This is a genomic window from Clostridium brassicae (genome assembly GCF_026738875.1).
Classification (GTDB): Bacteria; Bacillota; Clostridia; order Clostridiales; family Clostridiaceae; genus Clostridium_H; species Clostridium_H brassicae.
Window position 1 is genome coordinate 51,490 of sequence record NZ_JAPQFJ010000019.1, and the last position, 10,756, is coordinate 62,245.

9 protein-coding genes are annotated in these 10,756 nt (G+C 27.8%); 8 read left to right on the forward strand and 1 reads right to left on the reverse strand.

All coding sequences use genetic code 11. The annotated features are described in order from the left end of the window. Window positions 1–103 precede the first annotated feature (103 nt). The 3 genes from OW729_RS15745 (at window position 104) to OW729_RS15755 (ending at window position 3,689) form a co-directional block, all read left to right on the forward strand. A complete protein-coding gene (locus OW729_RS15745) occupies window positions 104–1,489 on the forward strand; it encodes a sigma-54 interaction domain-containing protein (RefSeq protein WP_268062510.1) in 1,386 nt (461 codons plus the stop codon). Window positions 1,490–1,569: 80 nt separating this feature from the next. Continuing rightward, a complete protein-coding gene (locus OW729_RS15750; protein WP_268062511.1) occupies window positions 1,570–2,418 on the forward strand; it encodes a 3-hydroxybutyryl-CoA dehydrogenase in 849 nt (282 codons plus the stop codon). Window positions 2,419–2,504: 86 nt separating this feature from the next. After that, window positions 2,505–3,689, forward strand: a complete 1,185-nt coding sequence (locus tag OW729_RS15755) for an acetyl-CoA C-acetyltransferase (protein WP_268062512.1) — start codon at window positions 2,505–2,507, stop codon at window positions 3,687–3,689. Window positions 3,690–3,738: 49 nt separating this feature from the next. Here OW729_RS15755 and OW729_RS15760 read toward each other — a convergent pair whose 3' ends face one another. Further along, window positions 3,739–4,176 carry a GtrA family protein gene (locus OW729_RS15760; protein ID WP_268062513.1) on the reverse strand — a complete coding sequence of 146 codons (438 nt, stop codon included), beginning with the start codon at window positions 4,174–4,176 and terminating at the stop codon, window positions 3,739–3,741. Window positions 4,177–4,706: 530 nt separating this feature from the next. Between OW729_RS15760 and pgtP the strand changes: the two genes are divergently transcribed. From pgtP to OW729_RS15785, 5 genes are all read left to right on the forward strand, one after another. Next, window positions 4,707–6,032: an MFS transporter gene (gene pgtP, locus OW729_RS15765; protein ID WP_268062514.1), complete on the forward strand. Its 1,326-nt coding sequence runs from the start codon at window positions 4,707–4,709 to the stop codon at window positions 6,030–6,032. Window positions 6,033–6,253: 221 nt separating this feature from the next. Next, window positions 6,254–7,480 (forward strand): M16 family metallopeptidase, encoded by a 1,227-nt coding sequence (locus OW729_RS15770; RefSeq protein WP_268062515.1) that lies wholly within the window; start codon window positions 6,254–6,256, stop codon window positions 7,478–7,480. Between the two features lie 173 nt (window positions 7,481–7,653). Next, on the forward strand, window positions 7,654–8,295 hold the full coding sequence (locus OW729_RS15775) for a lactate utilization protein (RefSeq protein ID WP_268062516.1): 642 nt from the start codon (window positions 7,654–7,656) through the stop codon (window positions 8,293–8,295). 32 nt (window positions 8,296–8,327) lie between these two features. Further along, window positions 8,328–8,591, forward strand: coding sequence for a metal-sensing transcriptional repressor (locus tag OW729_RS15780; protein WP_268062517.1), 264 nt, complete (start codon window positions 8,328–8,330; stop codon window positions 8,589–8,591). A 103-nt stretch (window positions 8,592–8,694) separates the two neighbouring features. Beyond that, the gene (locus OW729_RS15785; protein WP_268062518.1) at window positions 8,695–10,575 is read left to right on the forward strand and encodes a DUF5050 domain-containing protein; all 1,881 of its coding nucleotides are present in this window, start codon (window positions 8,695–8,697) and stop codon (window positions 10,573–10,575) included. The last annotated feature ends 181 nt before the right edge of the window (window positions 10,576–10,756 follow it).

The window sequence follows — 10,756 nt, forward strand, 5'->3', positions numbered from 1 at the left end:
TTGTACATAATCTCTCCAAAGAAAGAATTATAAGGTTTTACATAATGGCTTAAATGTAATATATTATTTTATGATTGAATTTTAGTGAAAGGTGCTAATTAAAATGAATTATTTAAAGAGTAAAAATTTCATCAAGTTTTGTCATAAAATATTTGATAAATTACCTATGTCAATTGATATTGTAAATGAAAAATGCGAATTTATATATGTGAATAATACTTTTGCTGATTTTTTTAATATGAGTCAGGAAGAACTAATAGGAAAGAATATATATGAAGTACATCCTTCATCTACATTTAAGCAAGTTTTAGAGACAAAGCAAGCGCTGATAGCTTCAAAACATAAATTTGAAAATGGAAAAGAAGCAGCAGTGGTGCATATTATTCCTATATTAAATAACTGTGGAAAAGTATTAGGTGGAATTGGGATGATACTATTTGATGATGTTGGTGAGATGAAAGAGCTTATGGATAAATATGAAAAATTAGATAAAGAAGTAAAGCTATTAAGAAATGAGATAGCAAAGATAAATAAAGCGAAATATAATTTAAATTCTATAGTTGGTAATTCACCAGCCATACAGGAATGTAAAAATCAAGTAAAAAAAATTGTTAAGGTTAATTCAAATGTAATAATTTATGGTGAAAGTGGAGTGGGGAAAGAATTGTTTGCGCACTCTGTTCATAATGAGAGTGATAGAAGATATAAACCTTTTGTAAGTGTAAATTGTTCTGCTATTCCAGAAACTTTAATGGAGTCAGAGCTTTTTGGATATGAAGAAGGAGCTTTTACTGGAGCCAAAAAAGGTGGGAATATTGGAAAATTTGAACTGGCTAATGGAGGAACTATTTTTTTAGATGAAATAGGTGAAATGCCTATATATCTTCAAGCCAAACTCTTAAGAGTTTTACAAGAAAAAGAGGTTCAAAGAGTAGGAGGTAAAAAAAATATTCAAATAGATGTTAGGGTTATAAGTGCAACCAATAAAGATTTAAAGTCTATGGTTGAAAAAGGAAAGTTTAGAGAAGATTTATATTATAGATTAAATGTATTAAGTCTAGAAGTACCTCCTTTAAGAAAGAGAAAAAGTGATATAAATTTACTTGTTAGAAATTTTGTAAGTGAATTTTATAAAGAAACAGGATTATATAGGCAGCTGAATGACGAGGTTATAAAAGTATTAAGTAAATATGAATGGCCTGGGAACATAAGAGAACTTAAGAATATTGTGGAGAAAATTTGTGTTAGTGCTGATGATGTTAATGTATCAATAAAGGACATACCTAATGATATAATTAATGATTTTATAAAGATAGAAGCTATCAATAATAATACAGGATTAAAAAATATTATGATGGAAATTGAAAAAAAATTAATAGTAAAAGCACTGATAGAAACTAAAGGGAACAAGAGAAAGGCAGCTGATAAGCTAGAAATACCGAGGTCTTCTTTATATAGAAAACTAGAAGAATATAATATAGATATGTAAAAGAAAATAGAATTTTATATCAATTGGCACAATTAATGCTAATAAAAAGGACGAGAATATTTTTAAGGAGGAGACGTGGGATGAAAAAGATATGTGTATTAGGAGCTGGCACTATGGGTTCAGGAATAGCCCAAGCTTTTGCTGTAAAGGGTTACGAAGTTGTGTTAAGAGATATTAAAGATGAATTTGTTAATAGAGGATTAACTCTAATAAATAAAAACTTATCAAAATTAGTAGTAAAGGGTAAGATGGAAGAAAATAAAAAAGAAGAAATTCTTTCTAGACTAACAGGAACAGTTGACCTTAATATGGCAGCTGATTGCGATTTAGTTGTAGAAGCAGCAATAGAAAACATGGAAATTAAAAAAGAGATCTTTGGACAACTAGATAAAATTTGTAAAGATGGAACTATACTTGCTTCAAATACATCATCACTTTCAATTACAGAAATTGGAGCAGCGACTAATAGAGCAGATAAAGTAATAGGAATGCATTTTTTTAACCCAGCACCAGTTATGAAACTTATTGAAGTTATAAGAGGTATGGCAACTTCACAAGAAACATTTGATAAAATTAAGGAACTATCTGAACAGATAGGAAAAGAACCTGTAGAAGTTGAAGAAGCACCTGGATTTGTTGTAAATAGAATATTAATACCTATGATTAATGAAGGGGTTGGTATATTAGCAGAAGGAATAGCTTCAGCAGAAGATATAGATAAGGCTATGAAGCTTGGAGCTAATCACCCAATGGGACCTTTAGCTTTAGGAGATCTTATAGGATTAGACGTATGTCTTGCTATAATGGATGTACTATTTAAAGAAACAGAAGATACAAAATATAGAGCACATTCATTATTAAGAAAATATGTTAGAGCTGGTTGGCTTGGAAGAAAAACTGGAAAAGGATTCTTTGATTATTCAAAATAATATTTATGTAATTTTAGATATATGTTAAAAGTTGATTTAAAGAAGTTTTAATGTTTTTTAATTATAGTATATGGAGGAAATAAATCATGAAAAATGTAGTTATAGCAAGCGCAGTTAGAACACCTTTAGGAGCATTCGGTGGGAAATTAAAAGATGTAACAGCTGTAGAATTAGGAACAATAGTTATTAAAGAAGCATTAAATAAAGCTGGTGTAAAACCAGAACAAGTTGATGAGGTAATAATGGGTCATGTTCTTCAAGCAGGACAAGGACAAAATACAGCAAGACAATCATCTGTAAATGCAGGTATTCCAGTAGAGGTCCCAGCTTTTGCAATTAACAAGGTGTGTGGATCAGGACTAAGAGCAGTATCATTAGCAGCACAAATAATTAAGGCTGGTGATGCGGATATAGTTGTTGCTGGTGGAGCTGAAAGTATGTCAAGAGCACCTTATGTCTTCGAAGGAGTAAGATGGGGACAAAGAATGGGTGATGGAAAAATGGTAGATGAAATGATTAAAGATGGATTATGGGATGCTTTTAATCAATATCATATGGGAATAACAGCTGAAAATGTTAATGAAAAATATGGTATAACAAGAGAAGAACAAGATGCATTTGCGTTAAGATCTCAACAAAATGCCGAAAGAGCTATAAAAGAAGGAAGATTTAAAGATGAAATAGTTCCAGTAGTGATAAAAACAAGAAAAGGTGAAGTTGTAGTTGATACAGATGAGTATCCAAAGTTTGGAACAACTGAAGAAAGTTTAGCAAAGTTAAGACCAGCTTTCAAAAAAGATGGATCAGTTACAGCAGGAAATGCTTCAGGAATAAATGACGGAGCAGCAGCTTTAGTAATAATGAGTGAAGAAAAGGCTAATGAATTAGGAATAAAACCATTAGCTAAAATAGTATCTTATGGTTCAAAAGGAGTAGATCCTTCAATAATGGGAGTAGGGCCAATAGGGGCAACAGAAAGAGCATTAGAAAAAGGGGGATTAAAGATAGAAGATATGGATTTAATAGAAGCCAACGAAGCTTTTGCTGCACAAAGTATAGCAGTAGCAAGAGGATTAGGTTTTGATAAGTTTATGGATAGAGTGAATGTAAATGGAGGAGCAATAGCTCTTGGACATCCTATAGGAGGATCAGGAGCAAGAATTCTTGTTACATTATTACATGAAATGCAAAAGAGAGAAGAAACTAAAAGAGGTTTAGCTACTCTTTGCATAGGTGGCGGAATGGGAACAAGTGTTATTGTTGAAAAATAGATAAAATGTATAATAAAAAAATGTTGCTTTGCAACATTTTTTTTGCATATTATTTGAATATAAAAAATTTATTAATTAAAAAAGTAAGTATACCTATAGTCATGGAAGATGTAAGTTTTGATAAATTAAACCAGAGTCTTATTGGAATATTAAATACATTATGAGCTGTAAGAATAATAAACAAATTAGCATTAAAAAAAGCTGAGGTACCTAATACTAAAGCATATTTTATATAAGAACTACTATTTGTTTTAAAAGTAAATTTTTTATTTAAAAAGTATCCATTAATCGAATATAATATAAATGCTGTAAACTCAAATAAAGATAACATTATTTTGGTATAGGTATTAGTGCCAGAATATATATTAGTTACATTGGATAATATGTTTAGTACCACAAAATTTATAATTAAGTTACTTCCACCTATAAGTGCATAGGTAATAAATTGAAATATATTTTTTTTGGCTGTTGAATTAGTTTCTAACATATTAATGCCTCCATATATTACACATATGACAATTATAACATATATTTACAATGGCAGTTTTGTAAAATTTTTTATGCTTTATTAAATTAAAAAATGGCGTAGTTATATATAAGGTCGAAAAATGTTGAGAAAAATATTGCAATATAGTTTAAATCATGATAATATACTTTTGGCAATAAAAAATATAGTTAAAATATGTAAATATAGTATGGCAGAGAACAAGAGAGCCTAATTTTAAAAGGGAATAAAAACTTCCTTTTAATTAGTGTTCTCTTTTTTATTGAATGATAAGTTAAAATATTGAAAATATACAATTAAATACAAAATAATTAAGCGTAATAAATTAGAATTTTTGTTTTAAGAAAACTAATGTTTAAATTTATGTTTTTTATGAAAACGATATATAAATCCAATTAATTAAGGTATCCCAGTTTTATAAAAGATATGACATAAACAGTACAAATGATAATAATTGTAAAGTTCATGAACTTTACTTAATTATAAGAACAACTAAAGAGAGGGGAACAAAAATGATAGGATTTTTAAAACCGGCACCTCATATTGAGCGTTTGCCAAAGGACAAAATTGACTCTACATACAAGAGGTATCGTATTCAGATGTTTATAAGTATTTATCTTGGATATGCAGTGTACTATTTTGTTAGAAGTAATTTTTCTATTGCTAAAAATTATATGATAGCTGAATTAGGTTTTACAAAAACAGAACTTGGATTTATAGCTTCGGGATTAGGCATAGCCTATGGGGTAAGTAAGTTTATAATGGGTAGTTTCTCAGATAGATCTAATCCAAGATATTTCTTAGCAATAGGACTTATATTATCTGGACTTGCTAATATATTTATGGGAATGACAGCAAGCATACCAATATTATTTGTATTATGGACATTAAATGGATGGTTTCAAGGTATGGGATGGCCACCATGTGGGAGAATAATGACACACTGGTTTTCTGATAAAGAGCGTGGAGTTAAAATGTCTATTTGGAATACTGCTCATAATGTAGGGGGAGCAGTAATAGCTACTGTAGCAGTTTTAGGTATTACTATGTTTGGCGGAAGTTACAAAGGTGCTTTTTATTTACCAGGTATAATAGCAATTGTTACTGGAATATTATTTATGATATTTGCAAAAGATACTCCTCAATCACTTGGATTACCGCCGATAGAAGAATATAGAAATGATTATCCCAAATATGATGTAAAAGTAGAAGATGCAGAAAAAGAATTGACAGGGAAAGAAATACTATTTAAATATGTACTAAACAACAAGTTTTTATGGATTATTGCTATGGCTAATTTGTTTGTTTATTTAGTAAGGTATGGTGTTCTTAATTGGGCTCCAGTTTATTTAAAAGAGATAAGAGGATTTAATACAAAAGAAGCAGGATTAGCTTTTGCATTGTTTGAATATGCTGCTATTCCAGGCACAATTATAGTTGGATGGATAAGTGATAAGGTATTCCATGGACGTCGTGCTCCAGCTGGTGTATTCTGTATGCTAGGGGTTGCAGTTGCTACATTTGTTTATTGGAAAAGTACAAGTATGATGGCTATAAATATAGCATTGGCTTCAATAGGCGCTTTAATTTACGGACCAGTTATGCTTATAGGAGTTGCTGCACTTGATTTAGTTCCTAAAAAAGCTGGAGGTACTGCAGCAGGATTTACAGGTTTATTTGGATATATGGGTGGATCTGTATTGGCAGAGATATTATTAGGTTCAATAGTTGATAAATACGGATGGGATGGAGGATTTATGCTATTAGTTGCAGCTAGTGTCCTTTCAGTAGTATTCTTAGCATTTACTTGGAATGTTCATGATACATCAGAAAGTTAAGAATATGTGGTTATAATTTTGTTAGCTAATTTGTAAGGTATAATAATATATATTTTATTTATAGTGTAAATTAGTAAGTCATTAGTATATAATAAAAGAGTTAAGCAAATTAACATTGCTTAACTCTTTTACTTTGTTTATATGTAGTCTATGTATACAAAATAAGTAAAACCAAGTCTTGTATTAATATATACACGAGTATTGAAAGGAGTTAGTTTTAATTGATACAACATAAAATGAATAACGGTATAAATGTTCAATACGTAAAAAGAAGTGGAAATATAACATCATTTTGCATAGGATTTAATGCGGGAGCATTAGTAGAAGATGAAAATGAATTGGGACTAGCTCATATAGTAGAACATATGGTTTTTAAGGGGACAAAAAATAGATCAGAAGAAGAGATTAATAATTGCTGTGATGATATATTTGGCTTTCATAATGCTATGACAAACTATCCATATGTTATTTATTATGGGACTACTATGTCTTCTGATTTTGAAAAAGGTTTTGAGGTATATTCAGATATAATTTTAAATCCACTCTTTAATGAAGAAGGATTTAATGAGGAAAAAGCAGTAATACTTGAAGAACTTAAAGAATGGAAGGATGATACTTATCAAAATTGTGAAGATGAACTTTTTTATAATGCTTTTAATAAAAGAAGAATTAAGAATTTAATAATTGGTACCGAAAAAAATATAAGAAATTTTACTGTATCAGATACAAAAAACTTTTATAAAAAACACTATGCTCCAAAGAATTGTTCAATTAGTGTAGTATCCTCTTTAGAATTTGAAGAAATTAAAAAGGTAATAGAGAAGTATTTTGGTGGATTTGAAAATGATTATGTGTATGAGGAAAAGAAATATTATGAACCTAATAATGAAGGTATTTTTTATAAGATAATAAAAGGGTTAAATGGAGCCAAAATACAATACTGTTTTCCTATCCATGAGTTGAATGACAAAGAAGTAAAATTGTTAAAGGTTTTTAATAATAAATTTGGTGAAGGCATAAGTAGTATTTTATATGATGAAATAAGAACAAAATATGGTTTAGTATACGATATTTCTAGTAACATAAAAAATGAAAAGGGAATAAAGCTATTTACTATCAGACTAGGAACGTCTAATGATAATATAGAGAAAGTTATAAAAATAATAAATAAGAAAATAGAAGAAATAAAAAATCAAACACAAATTTTAAATATACAAAGTGTAAATAAAATAATAAAAAATATTAATTTAAAAAAAGAACTTAGTTTGGAAAGAGCTATTGAGTTAGCTAAAATGGTAACAACACATAAAATAATGTATAATTCAATAGAGGGTATATTTAGTGAGTTTGATGATGTTAAAATAGAAGAAAATGAAATTTTAAGCATTGTTAAAAAAGTATTAAAATCACCAAGTATACAGGTGTTAAAGCCAGAAGAAAAGGTTTGAGTTAATAAGGGAGATTGTTAAATTATAAATAATTGTTAAATTATTTATAATTGCTATAATGGTTAATATGGGACTTTTTTAATGAAGTTTATTTAAAAATATACCTAAATTAATTTTATTTACAATTATACATTTAATATAGTAAATGTTATATTGAAAGGAGATAGGAGTTTATGGATAAAAACACAGCCTTTGTTACTCAAAAAAAAGTTGAGAGAACTATTGACAATTTAAAGAAAAATAATATGAATGGTTATTTTGTTGAAAACGAAGAAGAAGCTTTAGATAAGATTAAAAATCTTATAAAAGAAGGTGACACAATATCTGTTGGTGGCTCAATGACACTTTCTGAAATAGGTGCTTTGGATTTGATTAGAAATAATAAATACAATTTTTTAGATAGGTATAAGGAAGGATTAACTAAAGAAAAGATAAAAGAGATATATAGAAAGAGTTTTTTTGCAGATGTATATTTGTCAAGTAGTAATGCAATTACAGAAAAAGGTGAATTATATAATGTAGATGGCACTGGAAATAGAGTAGCAGCTATGCTTTATGGACCAGATAAAGTTATTGTAGTTGTAGGTGTAAATAAAATAGTTAAAAATTTAGATGAGGCAATTAATAGAAATAGAGAATTAGCAGCTCCTGCTAATTGTAAAAGACTAGATAAGAAAACTCCCTGTTCAGAAGTAGGTTATTGTATGGATTGTGCTAGTTCGGATAGAATATGTAATGAGTATGTACTTATAAAAAGACAATCCTCTAATGAAAGAATTCATGTAATAATAGTAAATAAGGAGTTGGGATATTAAGTCTCACCCTAGCAGGGTAGAGGAGGAAATTTATGAACAATGAAAAAAAGAAAGCAGAACAATATTTAAAAACTGCTAAAGGACAAATAGAGGGAATAATAAGAATGATAGATGATGGTAGATACTGTGTAGATATATCTAATCAGATAATTGCGGTTGAAGCTTTATTAAAAAAAGCTAACTCGCAAATTCTTAAGCAACATTTAAATCATTGTGTTAGAGATGCTTTTTTGCATGATAAAGGTGAAGAAAAAGTCGATGAGATTATAACTATTTTGGATAAGCTGATGAAATAAAAAAATATAAGTTAGTGTTTGAAATGCTAACTTATATTTTTTTTATTTATGAAATATGATATCATTACTTTAAAAGCTAAAGTTGAAGGGCGTGAGTGAAAGAATGAAACTTAAAGGGATTATAGTTTCAGTAATTGTTTTATTCTTTTCTATTATTGGATTTTTTCAATTAAAATCCTATGGTTATTTTGAAACTCCTAATTCTAAAATTGGAAGTACTACAGGAAATATATATAATGGGGGGAATGCTTCAGAAGATAAAGACTATATATATTATAGTAATTATGATGCAAATGGTGAATTACATAAAATGAATAAAAAAACTAAGAAAATTACAAAGATATGTGATGATGTTGCAAGATATATAAATGTTTTAGATGGATATGTGTATTACTCAAATTTGAAGGACGGAGAGAAAATTTACAAAATAAAAATAAATGGTGAAGGACGTGAAAAATTAGGAAATTCAAGTGCTGAATATATTAGAGTCAGAGGTGAATATATATACTATAGTAATGTAGATGATGATAATTCTTTATATAAAATGAGTATATACGGAAAAAAGAATAGAAAAATACTAAATGAGAATGTACATCTCTTTAATATTGTAGATGATAAAATCTATTATTTGAAAAAAGATGCACTTTATTCTGCAAGTATAAATGGAAATTTTAAGAAAAGAATATATAAACCTAATAAACTGATAGATTATGTTTCATTAAAAGAAGATATTCAAATACAAGGAGATAGTATTTATTTTTCTAATAAAGGCAATGAAAGTAAGAATAAATTTTTATGTAAAGCTGATATGAAAAATTTTAAAGTAGAAAGATTAACTGATGAAAATGTAAAAGATATAAATATATATGGAGAATATATATATTATATAAATGAGTTTGATGGGGATTCACTTTATGCAATAAAAATTGATGGATCAAATAGAAAAAAAATAAAAGAAGGACCTATAAGCAATATTAATATAGTTGGAGATCATATATTTTGTTTTAAGGATGTCCACAATGAAATCTATAAAATGAATATATTAAATGGTGAAAAACAGAAGATAAGTAAATCTAGTCCAAGTAGTGCATATATACATAACAATAATATAATCTATACTACAGATATTAAGAAAAATAAGAGAAGAGGAAATCTAAATATAATTGATGTAAATGGCAAAAGAGAAAAAATGCTTTCCTATGTAGAAGATGGATGGCAAAAAATCACAAGTATAGATAAACAGTGGATATATTTTACAGAAAATATTGAAAAAGAAGATAAGGTAACAAAAAAATTTTTTAGAGCTAAACTAGATGGAAGCAAAGAACAAGAAATTATAAAGAATTTAGGCGATTTTAATGGTAAAGTAAAAGATGATTATTTATATACCGTAGAAAATATAAATAACAATGGTTTTACTTTGTTTAAACAAAAAATAGGAACAAATAAGAAAGAAAAAATATGGGAAAATACAGATGAATCTTTAAAGAGATTGTATTCTGGTGCTAATATAACTATTAATGAACTTACCAAAGATTGGATATATTATTCCATAAATTATGAAATTAAAGATTCCAAAATATCAAGTGATTTATACAGATGTAAATTAAATGGAGAAACTAATGAATTAGTTAGTAAAGATAATATTACTAATTTATTAGAATACGATGGAAGTCTTTATTATAGCACTTTATCTGAAAAAGGTACTTTATACCGTATGAATTTAGATGGAGATAAAAAAAATAAGGTGCTAGATGGGAAGATTGACAATGTATATTTGCTTACTATCAAAGATGGATGGATATATTACAAATCAGGAAAAGATGGAAATAGGCTATATAAAATTAATATAAATGGTCAGGATAAGCAAAGGATATTTAATGATAGGAATATTGATTTTATAGGAGTTGAAGGAGACTATATTTACTATGAGTACGCTTTAAAGAATGGAAAGCAGTTTATTATAAAAAGTAATGAAATTTAAATATGTTGAAAAAGAGACTGTATCAGATTAGATTACCTTTGATACAGTCTTTTTTTAATTACCTAGATTTCGTACAAATATAAAGATTATATTTTCATATAATTACCTGTTAATATTATTCAATATATTCCATAGTCGCCCAGATTTTTAGGCGGAGCCTTCTGGAATAATTTCACAGAAT

What these genes read in the sequence shown, in the direction of transcription:
- OW729_RS15750 (WP_268062511.1), top strand. Translation starts at nt 1,570, where the DNA reads ATGAAAAAGATATGTGTATTAGGAGCTGGCACTATGGGTTCAGGAATA.
- OW729_RS15745 (WP_268062510.1), top strand. Translation starts at nt 104, where the DNA reads ATGAATTATTTAAAGAGTAAAAATTTCATCAAGTTTTGTCATAAAATA.
- pgtP (WP_268062514.1), top strand. Translation starts at nt 4,707, where the DNA reads ATGATAGGATTTTTAAAACCGGCACCTCATATTGAGCGTTTGCCAAAG.
- OW729_RS15785 (WP_268062518.1), top strand. Translation starts at nt 8,695, where the DNA reads ATGAAACTTAAAGGGATTATAGTTTCAGTAATTGTTTTATTCTTTTCT.
- OW729_RS15760 (WP_268062513.1), bottom strand. Translation starts at nt 4,176, where the DNA reads ATGTTAGAAACTAATTCAACAGCCAAAAAAAATATATTTCAATTTATT.
- OW729_RS15755 (WP_268062512.1), top strand. Translation starts at nt 2,505, where the DNA reads ATGAAAAATGTAGTTATAGCAAGCGCAGTTAGAACACCTTTAGGAGCA.
- OW729_RS15775 (WP_268062516.1), top strand. Translation starts at nt 7,654, where the DNA reads ATGGATAAAAACACAGCCTTTGTTACTCAAAAAAAAGTTGAGAGAACT.
- OW729_RS15780 (WP_268062517.1), top strand. Translation starts at nt 8,328, where the DNA reads ATGAACAATGAAAAAAAGAAAGCAGAACAATATTTAAAAACTGCTAAA.